Below are 14,921 nucleotides of genomic sequence, written 5' to 3'. Positions count from 1 at the left end.
AAAATGAAGAGCACCTAAAGCCGCGCGGCGGAAAAGGTATCGCAGTCGCGCACATCGCCGCTTGAGTAGCCTGTCTTGAACCAGCGGACCCGCTGCGCCGAGGTGCCGTGGGTGAAAGAATCGGGGACCACGGTTCCCGTCGCCTGTTTCTGCAGCCGGTCATCGCCGATGGCTGTGGCCGCGCCCAGCGCTTCCTCGATATCGCCGCTTTCCAGAAGCTGGCGCGCGTTATCGGCATGGTTGGCCCAGATGCCGGCGAAGCAGTCGGCCTGCAGTTCGAGGCGGACGGAAAGCCGGTTGCCCTCGGCTTCGCTGACGCGCGAGCGCTGCTCATGCACCTTGCCGGAAATGCCGAGCAGTGTCTGGACGTGATGGCCGACTTCATGCGCGATCACATAGGCCTGCGCAAAATCGCCGGGCGCATTGAAGCGCGATTTCAGCTCCTTGAAGAAGGAGAGATCGAGATAGACCTTGCGATCGCCGGGGCAGTAGAAGGGCCCCATCGCCGACTGCGCAAAGCCGCAGGCCGATTGCACCGCGCCCGAGAACAGAACGAGTTTCGGCTCCTCATAGCTGCGGTTGAGATCAGAAAAAATCTCATGCCAGCTTTCCTCGGTATCGCCAAGCACGACGGCGACGAACTGCGCGGTCTCGTCCGACTCGGGGCCGACGGTCTCATATTGCTCCGGCTGCTGCCCGCCGCCAAGGCCACCCTGCAGCAGGACGCCGGGGTCGATGCCGAGGAAGAGCGAAATGCCGACGACCACGAGGATGCCGACAATGCCGAGCTTGCCGCCGCCCCCGCCCGGCAGCCGGACCGGGATCCGCCCGCCGCCGCCAAAGGGGCCGCCCGCGGACTGGCCGCGCCTGTCTTCGATATTGTCACTCCGTCGCCGGCCCCGCCATCGCATGACGCACCTCCAGATAAAGTCCTCGCGAGGCCTTAAAATTACGGGAGTTTGCGCGCCGATACCACTCAAATATTCGCCGTGCGCGCATTGATGAGGCGGGCTGGCGCTAGCCGGATTTTTTGACGAACTCCGTCAGGATGACAATGCGCTGGCCCTCGACCCGGCCTTCGATCTGGCCGGCATTGTCGGGGACGAGCGAGATGCCGCGCACGGCCGTGCCGCGCTTGGCGGTGAAGCCGCCGCCCTTGACCGGCAGATCCTTGATCAGGATGACGGTATCGCCGTTGCTCAAGGCCGCGCCGTTGCTGTCGAGATGGCGGATGCTCTCCTCCGCGTCGCCGCCGCCGCCCGCGGCTTGCGCAAAGGCCAGCGTTTCCTCATCGAGATAGAGCATATCGAGCAGGTCACGGGCCCAGCTTTCTTCCTGCAAGCGGTTGAGCATCCGCCAGGCCATGACCTGAACCGCCGGCGTCTCGCTCCACATACTGTTGTTCAGGCAGCGCCAGTGCGCAGGGGTCAGCTCTTCCCTCCCCTCGACCTGCGCGCGGCAGACGGCGCAGAGCAGAACGCATGTCTCGGCGCTTTCCTCCTCCGTGGGCGGAACGGCGTACAGCGAAAGATCATCAGCCCGCTGGCAAAGCTCACAAAGCCCGCCGCTCCGGGCATGAAGGTCGGATAGAACTGTCATGGATTAGTCTCGTCTCAAGTTGGGTATCGCCGGAAATCAAGGGCGGCGAGACGCTCCGGTCCCGCCGCCCTGCTGTCACTTTATGTCAGGATCAGGCGCGCTCGAAGATCGCCGCGAGGCCCTGACCGCCGCCGATGCACATGGTCTCGAGACCATAGCGGGCGCCGCGCCGCTCCATTTCACGGAGCATCGTGGCGAGGATACGCCCGCCCGTCGCGCCGACCGGATGGCCGAGCGAGATGCCGGAGCCGTTGACGTTCAGCCGCTCGAAATCGGATTTTTCGAGCTTCCAGTCGCGGGTGCAGGCGAGAACCTGCGCGGCGAACGCCTCGTTCAGCTCCAGAAGGTCGATGTCCTTGAGCGCGAGGCCGGCGCGCTCCAGCGCCTTGGCGGTCGAGGGAACCGGGCCGATGCCCATGATTTCGGGGCCGACGCCGGCAACCGCCCAGCTCACCATCCGCCCGTAGGGCTTGAGGCCGAGTTCATCGGCGATGGCGCGGGTCGTGACGATGCAGGCCGAGGCGCCGTCATTCTGGCCGCTGGCATTACCGGCGGTGACGGTGGCGTCCGGATCCTGACTGCCGAGAATGGCGCGAAGTTTCGCGAGGCTCTCGAGGCTGGCGTCGGGGCGCGGATGCTCGTCCTTGGTGATGACCGTCTCTCCTTTGCGGGTTTTCAGCGTGATCGGGATGATTTCATCGTCGAACTTGCCGCTGTTCTGCGCGGCAACGGCGCGGCGGTGCGATTCAACGGAGAACTCGTCCTGCTCGGCGCGCGGAACGGAATGGCTGCGGCGAAGATTTTCCGCCGTCTCCAGCATGCCGCCCGGAACCGGGAAGTTGATGCCGCCGGCGGTCGAGCGGCCGCGCACCAGCCCGTCGTGGAAGACCATCGACGTGCCCTTGATGCCCCAGCGGTTGTTGGTGGAATAGAAGGGCGCGTTCGACATGGATTCCGCGCCGCCCGCAATCACAACGTCCGAGCCGCCGGTCGCGACCTGCATGACCGCGTTGATGACAGCCTGCAGGCCGGAGCCGCAGCGCCGGTCCAGCTGATAGCCGGTGGTGGTGATCGGCAGGCCGGCATCCAGCGCCACGACGCGCCCGATGGCCGGTGCTTCCATCGTCGCATAGCACTGCGCAAAGATCACGTCGTCGACACGATCCTTCAGCCCTTCACAGCGGTCGATCAGTCCTTTGACGACCATGCGGCCGAGTTCATGCGCCTGGAGATCCTTGAATTGTCCGCCAAACCGGCCGACCGGGGTGCGGACCGGTTCGCAAATCACGACATCTTTGAGCATCTTCGTTTTTCCTTCTTCTTATGATGGGTTTATCCGGGTTTCATTTTATAGTGTGACGGCAAGCGGCCGCCGCCGCTTCCCCCTTGATACTGCTGATATGTCTTCAGAGCCAGCGGAAGGCAACCGGCACCAGTCGATTATCGCCTGCCCGCCGCATTTTCGCCGCGCCTGCTTGAATTTCAGACGGATCCCGCGACAGCTCCGGCCACGTTCTGACATTTTTGGCGCGCCGCTTCAACTCCTTCGCCGTTGTCGCCGGTCTTTTTACCCGCTGGCAGGGCGGGCGCGCAACCCTTCCCTGAATCGCCGGAGCGGGGCGCGCGGGGCAACGGCGGCGCCACCGGCCCTTCGCCCGTGCCTGCCCATAAGCATAAGTGAATGATTATATTGAGATATTTGGCATTAAAATCAGTCATTCATCGGTTTTGACAAACGGAATTCTGCTCGTTATATTGGCGGCGGGGAGGCGGCTATCACAATCCAAAGTTAAGAAGTAAATCACGATAGCCCGCTAAATCATCTCGTTACGGTTGAAGTTACGCAGACTATCTGTCCAGACAGACTGGCTGACTTGTCGAAAAATCAGGCAAGGTCAGCTCCCGCCGAAGGGCGGAGAATCAAGAATAACAAAATGTAACCCTGCCAATGCGAACCAAAAATTGGGAGATAATAATGAAAATAAAAGCCATGCTCACCAGGCGTTTCGTTATGCTTACAGCGCTTGCGTCACTCTCTGCGTTCAGTACCAATGCCTATGCCGACTACAATCTTCGCTTCTCTGAAATCGGTCCGCCGCGCGGCGCCCGCGCCGAAGTCATGCAGTGGTGGGCGGATGAAGTTACCAGGCGCACGGACGGAGAAGTCAAAATCGAGTTCTTCTGGAACCAGGCGCTGACCAAAGGCAAGGATACGCTGCGCGCCGTCGGCACCGGGCTCGCCGATATGGGCACCATCATGGGCATCTACAACCCCGCGGAAGTCCCCGTCTGGAACTATGGCAGCCTGCCGTTCGTTGCCGATGACGTGTGGGTGACGCTCCGCACCTGGCAGGAACTGCAGCACTCCATGCCGGAACTCAAAAGCGAGATGACGGGCCACAATGTTCATATCCTGAAGAATTACACGACCGGCCCGAGTGACATTATCTCCAAGGCCCCTATCCGCACGGCCGAGGATATGCAGGGCAAGAAGATCCGCGCCTCCGGCTCGTTCCTCTCGCTGCTCAACAATATCGGCGCGGTCCCGGTCAATATCGGCTTTGGCGAGGTTTATCAGGCGATGGATCGCGGCACCGTCGACGGGGCGGTCGTTTACACCTACGCGATCAAGGCCTACAAATTCCATGAGGTCGGCGACTATGTAACCGAAGTCAACATGGGCCTCGTGCCGACGATGGGCGCGGGGATCAATCTCGACCTGTGGAACAGCATGCCGGAGAATATCCGCCAGGTCCTCACCGAAGTCAGCGAGGAGTTCCCCGACCGTCTGGCCGAGGCGCTGATCCGCGACATGACTGACGCCCGTGACGAGCTGGAAGGCGGCGTTGACGGCAGGAAGCTCCAATTCTTCACCCTCAACCCCGAAGAGCGGGAAAAATGGAAACAGGCGGCCAATGACTTCATTGTCGACTGGAAGAAGCGGGCCACGGAAAAAGGCCTTGATCCTGAAAAGATCATCGAGCAGGTGAACGCCGTCGAAGCGAAATATGAAAAGGAACTGGCGGAAAAGGGCTATCCCTGGACCCGCAATTGATCTGTATCCGCCAGGAGAACAAGAAAAATAACGATGAAAACAAACTTTCACGATAGCGAAAGATTTCTCGTTCCGGTCGCCGGCATCGCCCCTGTGGCGGTGTCGGCGCGCATGAGAGTTTCCGTTGCTGGCCGCAGGCCATCGGCGGAGATGACGGGGGGCGGCGCAACCCGCCGGACCACCCCTTCACAGTTGAAGTTACGTATAAACTTGCGGCGGTCCGCTTCTATAAGTTGACTGTTGCAAAATTCTATACCAACTTCCAGCGTGTTTCGGAGAATCAAGCAAACGATAGAAAGTAGCCTGCCCGAAGCCAATTAATGATCCTAATGGGAGACAATAATGAAAATTAAAGCCATGCTATCCAAGCGGTTCGCAATGTTTGTGACGCTTGTATCGCTCTGTGCTTTCAGCACCAGCGCATATGCAGAATACAACCTCCGGTTTTCGGAGTTGGGCCCGCCCCGCGGCGCCCGCGCGGAATCCCTTCAGTGGTGGGCGGATGAAATTACGAAGCGCACCGACGGGGAAGTCAAGGTCGAGTTCTTCTGGAGCCAGGCGCTGGCAAAGGGTAAAGACAACCTGCGCGCAGTTGGCACCGGTCTCGCCGACGTTGGCACGATCATGGGCATCTACAACCCGGCTGAAGTCCCGGTCTGGAGCTATGGTAACGTTCCGTTCGTTGCCGGCGACAGCTGGGTAACGCTGCGCACCTGGCAGGAGCTGCATCGCACCATGCCGGAACTGATGGATGAAATGAAGAACAACAACGTTCGCATTCTCATCAACTACACGACCGGTCCGAGCGACCTGCTGACCAAGTTCCCGCTGAACACGGCGGAAGACCTGCAGGGCAAGAAGATCCGCGCAACCGGTTCCTACATGAACCTGCTGAGCACGCTTGGCGCAGTTCCGGTGAACACCGGTTTCGGCGAAGTCTATCAGGCGATGGACCGCGGTACCGTTGATGGCGCCGCCATCTACATGTTCGCCGTTCGCTCCTACAAGCTCTATGAAGTCGGCAGCCATGTCGTTGAAGTCAACATGGGTCAGGTTCCGGGCTACGGCGCGGGCATCAACCTCGACCTCTGGAACAGCATGCCGGAGAACATCCGCCAGATCATCACGGAAGTCAGCGAAGAATTCATCGATCATTACGGCGAAGCGCTGATCAAGGATATCGATGATTCCCGTGCGGAACTCGCAGCCGGCATCGACGGCAAGGCCCTCACGATCACGACTCTGGATCCGGCTGAGCGCGAAAAGTGGAAGGCTGCTGCCGAGCCGCTTCTCGACGAGTGGAAGAAACGTGTCACCGACAAGGGCCTGGATCCTGAAAAGATCATCGAGCAGGTCAACGCTGTTGAAGCAAAATATGAAAAGGAACTTGCTGAAAAGGGCTATCCCTGGACCCGCAACTAACCTTTTCTCATAAAAAAAACGTTGGAAATCTCGATGAATAATAGCTTCCACTATTTCGAAAGATTTCTCGTTCTGATCGCGGGCATCGCCATTATGACGATGCTCGCAATCACCACCGTCTCCGTGATCGGTCGCTATTTTTTCCATGCGCCGGTCCCGGATGACGTGACGATGAACGAGTTTCTGATGGTCTTCGTTATCTTTCTGCCGCTTGCCTATGTCCAGTTGAAACGCGAACACATCATGGTGACGCTGTTCTCGGATATGATGCCCGCAAAGGGCGTCGCGTTCCTGGATGTCCTTGCGCATCTTCTCGGATTGATCTTTTACGGGCTGATGGCGTGGTCCGCCTATTACTACTTCCTGGATTCATGGATCGTCGGAAGTTACATGGATGGCATGCTTGCCCTCCCGGAATGGCCGACGCGGCTTGTCTTCTTCGCGGGCGTCCTGATCATGTCTGTACGTCTCATAGGCGACCTGATCCAAGCCATCCTCGAAATCACAACAAGAAAGTAACGATCCATGGACCTGATTACTCTTGGCTTTACCGGTATCGGGGTTTTGATTTTCCTGATCATGCTCCGGGTGCCGATTGCCGTTGCTCTCGGGCTCGTCGGCTTCGTCGGCATTATGCTCGTACTGGGATGGCCAGCCGGCCGCAACCCCGATTTCGCGCGCGGATTTTCCGCGGCCTTCAACTACCTGTCGTTTGAACCATTCTCGTTCGTCACGTCATTCTCACTGGTGGCCATTCCCCTCTTCCTGATGATGGGATATGTCGCCTTCCACTTCGGCTTTACCCATGACGGATATACCGCGGCGCGCGCCTGGCTTTCCAAACTGCCGGGCGGTCTTGCGATCGCGTCGGTTCTCGGCAGCGCCATGTTTGCCGCCGTCAGCGGCTCCAGTATGGCCACCGCCGCCGCCATGGGCAAACTCGCCGTCCCGGAAATGCTGCGCTATAAGTACGACAAGGGCCTTGCCACCGGCACGATCGCTGCGGCCGGTACGCTCGGCGCCCTGATCCCGCCCAGCATTCTGATGATCATCTACGGCCTGTTTACCGAGCTTTCGATCGGAAAGCTGCTGATCGCCGGGTTGCTGCCCGGCCTCCTGTCCGCGGCCGGTTATGTCATTCTCATCATCATCCGCGCAACGATCAACCCCTCGCTGGCTCCACCTGCCGATCATCACATCACCTGGACGGAGCGGGTCACCTCGCTGAAGGGCGTGTGGCCGATTATCGTCCTGTTCATCCTGGTCATGGGCGGCATTTATGCCGGTATCGTGACCGCGACGGAAGCGGCGGCGATCGGCGCTGCAGGCACCTGGGCCCTTGCGGCGCTCGCCCGCAAGCTGAACGTTGAAGGGGCGAAGCTGTCGATCCTTGAAACGGTAACGCAGTCGGCGGCGATTTTCGCCATTGTTGTCGGCGCCAAGATCTTCGTCGGCTTCATCGCCATGACGGGTGTTGCGGGGTATCTGTCCGATATCGCGCTCGGCCTTGACGTGTCACCGATTGTGATTATTCTGGCGCTGTCGGTGGTCTACATCATTCTGGGCACCTTCATGGATCCGCTCGGCATCATGCTGCTGACGCTCCCGGTGATCATCCCGGTCATCGACAATCTTGGCTATGATCTCATCTGGTTCGGTGTGATCATGGTGAAGCTTCTGGAAATCGGCATGATTACACCGCCGGTCGGGCTGAACGTGTTCGTTCTGAAAGGCGCGATCGGGGATACTGTCCGGCTTGAAACCATCTTCAAGGGCGTAACCTGGTTCCTCTTTGCGGACGTCATCGTTCTCGTCATCCTGATCATGTTCCCCTGGATCAGCCTGGTTCTGCCACGGTCCTTCTAGGGTTTGCAACTCGCGTCAACCATTGCCCCGGCGGTGGTTGACGCACTCGCACTTTTTCTTCTGCATCCGCTTCCTCCCTCCTCCCCCCTTCTACCAGACATGACCCGGCCGCAAAGGCCCGCCTCCGATTGTCTGGGGCGCTCTTTATTATCCTGCCATCCCGCTGGCGCCACGACACAATCTTAACGAAAACGGGCGCAAAATAGTTCGCTAATCTTGCTCGTCGACTTGTATTGAGTGGCTCTTTATACTACGATCTTTGCGGGATTAAATTAGCTCAAGGATCAACGGGTAACGGACCTGACAAGAAGCCTGATCCCAGTTCTGTTGTCTGCTCGGGAGATTTCTCAAAGAAAAAGATGCAGAAAGCAACGACAAAAGAACGGCTGTAAAGTCTAAGAACAGCCCCATTGCAAACGGGAGGAAAATGATGGGAAAAGAAGCGAATATGATTAGTAGACGAGGCGCACTTACTGGCGGCGCGGCCATGTTAGCGGCTCCGGCCGTGATCGGAAAGGCTGCCGCCGCGGAAAAAGTCACGTGGAAGGTGCAGGCGCATTGGCCGAAAGCCTCGTCATCCTTCAGCGAAAGCCTGGAGATCATCGCAGATGAGCTGAAAGCCAACACGGAGGGTCAGTTCGAATTGCAGCTTTTCGGCGCCGGCGAATTTGCCAAAGGCGGCGAAATCTTCAATATCGTCCGGCGGGGCGTCGTTGAAATGGGCACAATCTCACCGGGCTACATTCTGGGCGAAGCCCCGTCCGCCGGGCTTGCGTTCGGCGTTCCGGGTACCTTCCGGGAAGCATGGGAGTTCTCCTATTTCCTGAAAAACATGGGCATGGAAGCCCTGTTCAATGAAGATCTGGAAAAACATGGCGTGGTGAGCCGCGCCGAGAAGGTCTACCCGACGGAACTCGTCATTTCAAAAGAAGTCACCACTATTGAGGATTTTTCGAAGCTGAAACTTCGCTCCTCCGGTACGATCCAGAAGTTCCTTGAAGCGGCTGGCGCCACAACCCAGTCGATCGCCGGACCGGAACTTTATTCCAGCCTGGCAAGTGGCGTTGTCGATGGCGCGCACTGGGGCGCCGCGCAAGGCGCCAAATCCATGAGCCTCTGGGAAGTCGCGAAATATCACATGAAACCCACCCTCGGGATGGCGGTTGACACAATCATCATCAATCTCAACGCGCTAAACAGTCTGTCACCTGATCTCAGGAAAGAACTTCTCCATCTTCTCGACCTGCGTTTCTGGATGCGCACGGCTGAATATCAATACAAGGAAAAGATTACGCTGGCCCAGGGGCAGGCAGAAATGGGCGTTAAGCTTGTGGAATTCCCGCCTGTAATCCAGGAAAAATTCAAGTCCGCCACGATGGGCATCATTGACGAAGAACGGGCCAAGGGCGGCAATGGCGCCAAGGGCGCGGACATGATGGTCGCCTATCTTAAAGAACTCGGCTACCTGTAAGGTCTGATTTTCCAGTCGAAATCCCCGCCGCGCGGAGCGAAATGAAACCGGGGTCTTTTTTCAGAAAAGACCCCGGTAGCGGACAAGCATCCCCTACCCTGTTTCCTCCGACGCTCGCGGGTGGCGATTTCGCCCCCAAGACATCAACAACTGGAGAGTCACATGGCGGCTTTGACAGCATTCGCACGGACAATAACAACCATAAATCTCTGGATTGCGCGCGTTGCATGTTACGCGATCCTGCTCCTGTTCCTTCTTTTATTCGGTGATGTGGTCATGCGCTATGTTACCGAAAGCCCGATTTCCTGGTCAGCTCTGGCTTCCAAATTGATCTTTGGCGTTTATACCATTATCGGCGGCGGATATCTGCTGGCCATACGTGGTCATGTCAATGTTGACCTGTTTTACAGCCACTTTTCAGCGAAGAAAAAAGCTGTCGTCGATATCGCTACCAGCTTTCTGTTCTTCCTGTTCATGGCGGTGCTGCTGATGGAATCCTCCTCCATGGCCTATGACAGTATTTCCCGCCTTGAAGTCAGCTACGAGACAACCTGGAGACCTCCCATCTGGCCATCCAAGACCATGATCGTCGTCGCGGCGGCGCTTCTCACCTTGCAGGGAATCGTGAAGTTGATAGCGGACATCATGATCGTGATGGGCATTGATGTTGACGAAACCGCCTTTGGTCCCCTTTCGGACGATAAAACAGAAGAAAAGGGGCACGCGTGATGTTATCCATCGAGGTTTTAACGCTCCTTTTCTTCGGCCTCCTGTTCCTTTTTATCATGCTGGGGGTGCCGCTCGCTTTCGTTCTCGGTGGCCTGTCGGTTATCTTTCTATATTTTGTACAGGGGCCTATCGCCTTCTATCTCATCGCGTCCAAGATGTGGGACCTGATGGAGACATCATCGCTTATCGCGATCCCCCTCTATGTGTTCATGGCCCTGTTGCTGGAACGAAGCGGCGTCGCCCATGATCTGTATCGCATGATGCATTTATGGTGGGGCGGCGTCAGGGGCGGCCTTGCTATCGGCACTGTCGGGATTTGCACCATTTTCGCGGCTATGTCGGGTATTTCCGGTACCGCCGTGGTCACCATGGGGACCATTGCCCTGCCACAGATGCTGAAACGCGGCTACAATCACCGGCTGGCGCTCGGCGCAATCAACGCGGGCGGCGGTTTTGGCATCCTGATCCCGCCCTCGGTTCTGATGGTTCTTTATTCGCTCCTGACAGAGGTTTCTGTCGGCCGGTTGTTCGCCGCCGGCGTGATGCCGGGCCTGCTGCTGTTCCTGCTGGTTTCATTATATATTGGTATCCGCTGCTGGATTCAGCCCGAAATGGGCCCGGCGCTCCCGCCGGAGGAGAGAGCCAAATGGCCAGAAAAAATGCAGGCGCTGCGGTCCGTTGTCCTGCCGATCCTGATCATTTTACTGGTCCTCGGCGCCATCTTTGGCGGCTATGCAACGGTGACCGAGGCCGCCGCAGTCGGCGTGTTCGGCGCTCTGGTAGCCAGCGCTGTCAATCGTAAACTCAGTTGGACATCGCTCTCGGAAGCGTCGCTCCAGACATTCCGTCTCAGCACAATGATTGCCTGGATCATCTTTGCGGCGCATGCCTATTCCATGGCCTACACGGCCATGGGCGCGGAGGAGTTCATCTCCAACATCACCGCGCATATTCCCGGCGGAAAATGGGGGGCTCTTGCCTTCATGATGGTCGTCCTGCTGATACTCGGCATGGTGCTGGACCCGGTTGGCATTATGTTGGTCACCCTGCCGGTATTCCTGCCGCTTGTGACAATGCATGGATTCGATCCGATATGGTTCGGTATTCTGTTCGTCATCATGATGGAGATCGGCTATATGACGCCGCCGTTCGGCTTCAATCTGTTCTATCTCAAATCAGTTGCGCCGCCAGAGGTGAGCATGAAGGACATATACTGGTCCGTCGGCCCCTATACGATCGTCGAGTTGCTCGGTTTGCTGATCATCATCATCTTTCCGGCCATCGCGTTGTGGCTGCCGGATTACATATTCAATTAGCGCGCCGAGCCGCACGCTCTTGTGCAGAAGAACACGCGGCAGCCTCTGCCGCGTGTTTTTTTGATGGACGCGCAACAGGCGTCCAATTTCCCGAACCGGACGTAACGCCCGAATATTCACGCCTTTGGCACGCCAACAAAACTGGACAGGGCCACGGAAACCTCGTAACAAAATAGCGGTGATGCGCATAACCCGACAGTCAAGAGGTGGGTAACGTATGAGTTCCGCAAAGACCGCAAGCCTCAAACGCACCCTGCAAAACGGGCTGGCCGCCTATCAGGACCATACCTTTCTTTTCCTCGATCGTTTCCTGAACCTCGTAAACCTGCGCTTGCTGGCCTTTGTCGTCATCAGCGGGCTGCTCAGCCTCGGGATTGCGGCCTATCTGACGCAAGGCCCGCTGTCGATGGAAGGCTTCCGGCCCGAGCAGATCGCCTATCTCGGGATGCCCGATACCCGGTTGCAGACGACATTTTACAGCGTCCTTTGCATCCTGCTGTTCGCCGGCGCCCTTCTCACGGGGCTTGTGAGGCCGGGGGTGATTACCCGCAGCGCGCCGCGCGACATCCAGCTCTCCCCCGGCATCCCGGAGGCCGCCCGGCCATATTGCGTGATTGCCTTTTGGATCCTCGTCCTGCTGCTCTATGATCTCAAACTCCGCGACGTGGTGTTTGCGCTTCTTGCGGCCTATCTCATGAAGGAAGTGCTGAACGGGCGGTTCCGGACTTCGCAGATCATTCTGGCTTTTGTGATCGCCTTTTTCGGCCTCTACCTCCTGCCGCTGCTGGTGCCGCCCGCCATTCCCGACCGTGAGCTCTGGATAATGGACATGCACTGGTCGGCGGTGATCGGCGATGGCATCGCGGGCGCGGGCGATCCGCGGCACCTATATGAAGCCTTTTCCGCCTATGGCCTGCTGCTGACGGAGTTCATCGCGCTCGGGCAGAAATTTGCCCCCTTTCGCGACCTCGCCGGGACAGAGGCGTTGCTGATCCTCGTCGATATCCTGTTCTTCGGCCTCATTTTCCTGCTCATCCGTCAGCGCCTCGGGGCGGAGAACGGGCGGCTTATCTGGGCATCGGCGCTTCTCATCATGCTGCTGTTCGCCGGCACCATGTCGGGCGCGCTGCAAAACCTGATGACGCCGAACGCGCTGCCGCTTCGCTTCATCCTGCTGCCGCTGACCGCCCTGCTCGCCTACGCTTTTGGCCATCTCCCGATCCGCCGGGCGGCCTTCCTGTTCGGGCTGATCGCGCCGGCGTTCATCTTTTATAATTTCGAGACCGGCGTCTATTGCATCCTCGCTATGGGCTACGGCTTCCTGGTCCGGGGCGCGAAAGAGGGGAATTTGACGCTCCTCAGCGCCCTGCTGCTGGCCGCCATCGCCTTTGCGCTTTCCGCCCTTCTCCTCATCCTGCTCTTCTTTGACGGCCCGCTTGATATCGTCTTTCAGGAGCTTCTCGCAATCACGCGGGTCAAGATCGAGAGCGGCACCAGCGGTTTCGCGGGCCTCTCCTTTTATTTCTTTCCGCCCTTCGCCCTTGTCATGGGGCATGCGCTGATGCTGTTCGCCGGGCACCTCCTCGACATCCGGGACCGCACGCCGCTCTCACCGCTCGCCTTTCAGGGGGTTGTGATTGTCGGGCTGATCATCGCCATCGGCCCCTATGAGATGAACCGCTATCACATCACCAAGATGTGGCTGCCGCTGATCCTTTATTTTCTTCTGATGCTGCCCCGCCTCGCCCGCGGCGTGCGGGAGGATCGGCTGATCTGGTCCTTCACGCTGATTGTTCTGGTGGCGCCGTTTCTGTTCGGCAATCCGATCCGCTATCTCCTGAAGCCCGATCCCTATATCGCAGCGATCGACCGGCTGCAGGGCGACGTGGCGCCCTGTATCGACGGCCTTCCGGCCTCGCGCGCGCTCTGCGCCTATGCGACGGAGAAGGCGGCGGAGCTTGAGGCGCTGCAGGCGCGGCTGCCGGGAGCGAAATGGATGAGCGGGGTTGCCCTCAGCATGACGCGCCTGACGGGAACGGAGCCGGCTTTGCGCAAAAAGGCCATCTTCTTCTTCGCCCATCGCGATGAGCTTCGCGATGAGATTCTGGCGGATCTGAAAGAAGTGAATGCGCCCTACATCCTCTTCGACAGGGCGACGGATAAAAACATCGCCGGCATTCCCGAAGCGGTCGAGACGTTCCAAAGCAATATGCTCCGCGATGTCGGCTATGAGATCGCAGAGCGCGGGACCTATTGGAATATCGCAAAGAAACTGCCGGAGGAGTGAGCGCCGGGCCGGGCGGCCCGGCGATCACAGCTCGGCGAGAATAGCCTTCGCCGTCGTCGCGATCCGCTCGACATGCTCCTCCACGCCGCAATACATCGGCAGGCGGACGAGCCGCGAGGCCCCCTCTATCGTCTTTTCCATGGACCCCGAAACGCGGCAGAATTTCTGCCCCGCGGGCGAGGTGTGCAGCGGCACGAAATGGCTGAGCGCCTGAATGCCATGCCCGGCCATCCCTTCGATGAAGGCGCGGCGTTTCGCAGCGTCCGGCACCAGGCCGAAATACATATGGCCGTTCGGCTGGTTATCGGGTCCGTATTCCGGCAGCTGGATCAGGTTGCTCGGCCGCAGGATCTGGTCATACATCTTCCAGGCGTTGACGCGCCGCCTCGTAATTTCCTCGCCATGCTCAAGCTGGGCCAGCAGGAAGGCGGCCAGCATGTCGGAGGGCAGGTAGCTCGACCCGATATCCCGCCAGGTGTATTTATCGACCCGCCCCTCAAGGAAGGCTTTACGGTCGGTCCCCTTCTCGCGGATGATCTCGGCGCGCGCGATCATTTCGGGCCGGTTGATATAGAGCGCCCCGCCCTCTCCGGAGATGATGTTCTTCGTCTCGTGAAAGCTGATGCAGCCGAGATGCCCGATGCTGCCGAGCGGGCGCCCCTTGTAGTTGGAGAAGATCGCCTGCGCCGCATCCTCGATCACGATGAGGTTGTATTTTTCGGCAAGCTCCATGATCCGGTCCATCTCGCAGGCCGCGCCCGCATAATGCACCGGTACAATGGCCTTGGTTCGATCGGTGATCGCCGCTTCGATCAGCTCCTCATCGATATTCATGGTATCGAGGCGGATATCGACAAAGACGGGAACGCCGCCGCGCAGCACAAAGGCATTGGCGCTCGAGACGAAGGTATAGGACGGCATGATCACTTCATCGCCCGGCTGGATATCGGCAAGGATCGCCGCCATTTCCAGCGCCGCCGTGCAGGAATGCGTCAGCAGGACCTGAGCCACATCGAACTTCTTTTCGAGATATTCGCTGGCACGATGGGTAAAGCTGCCATCACCGGAAATCATCCCGCCCCGCTGGGAGCCGGCAATCGCCTCGGCGATATATTTTGCCTCGTCCCCGGTCACAAAAACCTTATTCAGAAATACATCCATAGACATACCAACCAG

General features: G+C 58.7%; 12 protein-coding genes. 8 read left to right on the top strand and 4 right to left on the bottom strand.

The window, feature by feature from the left end; genetic code table 11:
- Positions 1-14: 14 nt before the first annotated feature.
- From ypfJ to V7Z56_RS12620, 3 genes are all read right to left on the bottom strand, one after another.
- Positions 15-911 (bottom strand): KPN_02809 family neutral zinc metallopeptidase, encoded by an 897-nt coding sequence (gene ypfJ / locus V7Z56_RS12630; protein ID WP_334129862.1) that lies wholly within the window; start codon positions 909-911, stop codon positions 15-17.
- A gap of 106 nt (positions 912-1,017) precedes the next feature.
- Positions 1,018-1,599 (bottom strand): PhnA domain-containing protein, encoded by a 582-nt coding sequence (locus tag V7Z56_RS12625; protein ID WP_334129861.1) that lies wholly within the window; start codon positions 1,597-1,599, stop codon positions 1,018-1,020.
- A gap of 91 nt (positions 1,600-1,690) precedes the next feature.
- Complete coding sequence (locus V7Z56_RS12620) at positions 1,691-2,902, bottom strand: acetyl-CoA C-acetyltransferase (protein ID WP_334129860.1); 1,212 nt, start codon at positions 2,900-2,902, stop codon at positions 1,691-1,693.
- A gap of 672 nt (positions 2,903-3,574) precedes the next feature.
- Here V7Z56_RS12620 and V7Z56_RS12615 point away from each other — a divergent pair.
- The 8 genes from V7Z56_RS12615 to V7Z56_RS12580 all read left to right on the top strand — a co-directional run bounded on the left by V7Z56_RS12615 (position 3,575) and on the right by V7Z56_RS12580 (position 13,745).
- A complete protein-coding gene (locus tag V7Z56_RS12615) occupies positions 3,575-4,654 on the top strand; it encodes a C4-dicarboxylate TRAP transporter substrate-binding protein (protein WP_334129859.1) in 1,080 nt (359 codons plus the stop codon).
- 342 nt (positions 4,655-4,996) lie between these two features.
- Complete coding sequence (locus V7Z56_RS12610; protein ID WP_334129858.1) at positions 4,997-6,076, top strand: C4-dicarboxylate TRAP transporter substrate-binding protein; 1,080 nt, start codon at positions 4,997-4,999, stop codon at positions 6,074-6,076.
- Between the two features lie 33 nt (positions 6,077-6,109).
- Positions 6,110-6,595, top strand: coding sequence for a TRAP transporter small permease (locus V7Z56_RS12605; protein ID WP_334129857.1), 486 nt, complete (start codon positions 6,110-6,112; stop codon positions 6,593-6,595).
- Positions 6,596-6,601: 6 nt separating this feature from the next.
- Entirely contained in the window at positions 6,602-7,942 is a 1,341-nt protein-coding gene (locus V7Z56_RS12600) for a TRAP transporter large permease (RefSeq protein WP_334129856.1), read from the top strand.
- 448 nt (positions 7,943-8,390) lie between these two features.
- Positions 8,391-9,413: a TRAP transporter substrate-binding protein DctP gene (gene dctP, locus V7Z56_RS12595; RefSeq protein ID WP_334129855.1), complete on the top strand. Its 1,023-nt coding sequence runs from the start codon at positions 8,391-8,393 to the stop codon at positions 9,411-9,413.
- A 162-nt stretch (positions 9,414-9,575) separates the two neighbouring features.
- The gene (locus V7Z56_RS12590; RefSeq protein WP_334129854.1) at positions 9,576-10,142 is read left to right on the top strand and encodes a TRAP transporter small permease subunit; all 567 of its coding nucleotides are present in this window, start codon (positions 9,576-9,578) and stop codon (positions 10,140-10,142) included.
- Positions 10,142-11,458 (top strand): TRAP transporter large permease, encoded by a 1,317-nt coding sequence (locus V7Z56_RS12585; protein ID WP_334129853.1) that lies wholly within the window; start codon positions 10,142-10,144, stop codon positions 11,456-11,458. The genes V7Z56_RS12590 and V7Z56_RS12585 overlap by 1 nt, the downstream gene beginning before the upstream one ends.
- A 217-nt stretch (positions 11,459-11,675) precedes the next feature.
- Positions 11,676-13,745, top strand: coding sequence for a hypothetical protein (locus V7Z56_RS12580; protein WP_334129852.1), 2,070 nt, complete (start codon positions 11,676-11,678; stop codon positions 13,743-13,745).
- A gap of 24 nt (positions 13,746-13,769) precedes the next feature.
- On the opposite strand, the gene rffA is transcribed toward V7Z56_RS12580, so the two are convergent.
- Complete coding sequence (gene rffA, locus V7Z56_RS12575) at positions 13,770-14,906, bottom strand: dTDP-4-amino-4,6-dideoxygalactose transaminase (protein WP_443023811.1); 1,137 nt, start codon at positions 14,904-14,906, stop codon at positions 13,770-13,772.
- Positions 14,907-14,921: the final 15 nt, after the last annotated feature.

The sequence above is a fragment of the Sneathiella sp. genome (assembly GCF_036844445.1).
Taxonomy (GTDB): domain Bacteria; phylum Pseudomonadota; class Alphaproteobacteria; order Sneathiellales; family Sneathiellaceae; genus Sneathiella.
Note: the sequence above shows the minus strand (reverse complement) of the source record. Positions and strands in the feature narration are given on the sequence as shown.

Bases quoted from the DNA above. Each gene is read 5' to 3' on its own strand.
- dctP (WP_334129855.1), top strand. From the start codon at position 8,391: ATGATTAGTAGACGAGGCGCACTTACTGGCGGCGCGGCCATGTTAGCG.
- V7Z56_RS12605 (WP_334129857.1), top strand. From the start codon at position 6,110: ATGAATAATAGCTTCCACTATTTCGAAAGATTTCTCGTTCTGATCGCG.
- V7Z56_RS12615 (WP_334129859.1), top strand. From the start codon at position 3,575: ATGAAAATAAAAGCCATGCTCACCAGGCGTTTCGTTATGCTTACAGCG.
- V7Z56_RS12585 (WP_334129853.1), top strand. From the start codon at position 10,142: ATGTTATCCATCGAGGTTTTAACGCTCCTTTTCTTCGGCCTCCTGTTC.
- V7Z56_RS12580 (WP_334129852.1), top strand. From the start codon at position 11,676: ATGAGTTCCGCAAAGACCGCAAGCCTCAAACGCACCCTGCAAAACGGG.
- V7Z56_RS12590 (WP_334129854.1), top strand. From the start codon at position 9,576: ATGGCGGCTTTGACAGCATTCGCACGGACAATAACAACCATAAATCTC.
- V7Z56_RS12610 (WP_334129858.1), top strand. From the start codon at position 4,997: ATGAAAATTAAAGCCATGCTATCCAAGCGGTTCGCAATGTTTGTGACG.
- V7Z56_RS12620 (WP_334129860.1), bottom strand. From the start codon at position 2,902: ATGCTCAAAGATGTCGTGATTTGCGAACCGGTCCGCACCCCGGTCGGC.
- rffA (WP_443023811.1), bottom strand. From the start codon at position 14,906: ATGGATGTATTTCTGAATAAGGTTTTTGTGACCGGGGACGAGGCAAAA.
- V7Z56_RS12600 (WP_334129856.1), top strand. From the start codon at position 6,602: ATGGACCTGATTACTCTTGGCTTTACCGGTATCGGGGTTTTGATTTTC.
- V7Z56_RS12625 (WP_334129861.1), bottom strand. From the start codon at position 1,599: ATGACAGTTCTATCCGACCTTCATGCCCGGAGCGGCGGGCTTTGTGAG.
- ypfJ (WP_334129862.1), bottom strand. From the start codon at position 911: ATGCGATGGCGGGGCCGGCGACGGAGTGACAATATCGAAGACAGGCGC.